Origin of the sequence: Saccharothrix sp. ST-888, from assembly GCF_000955975.1 — a bacterium.
Taxonomy (GTDB): domain Bacteria; phylum Actinomycetota; class Actinomycetes; order Streptomycetales; family Streptomycetaceae; genus Kitasatospora.
In genome coordinates this window covers 1-302 of the sequence record NZ_JYJF01000976.1, presented here as the reverse complement: position 1 = coordinate 302, position 302 = coordinate 1, and the positions used below count along the sequence as shown (strand labels likewise).

The following is a 302-nucleotide window of genomic DNA, read 5'->3' as shown; positions in this document are numbered from 1 at the left end:
ACGCCCGCTGCGGCACCGGCCCCTTCCCCCGCCAAGCAGTTCGGCCAGAACCTGCTGCAGGGCCTGCAGAAGATCGGCCGCAGCCTCCAGCTCCCGATCCCGGTCCTGCCCGCGGCCGGTCCGCTGCTTCGGCTCGGCCAGGCTGACGTCTTCGGCAACGACGGTCTCGGCCGCGACAAGGTCTCCGCGGTCTTCTCGGCCGCCGCCGGTACCGACTTCGACAACCCGCCCCTGCTCTTCACGGTCGGTCTCTCGTCCGGCTTCTCCAACACCGCCCACGTCTCCAAGGCCCTCGCCCCCCT

The 302-nt window shown here is 71.5% G+C and carries 1 pseudogene; it reads left to right on the top strand.

The features are described from left to right. Positions 1–302, top strand: a pseudogene (locus UK12_RS42690) (PTS transporter subunit EIIC); the annotation flags it as partial.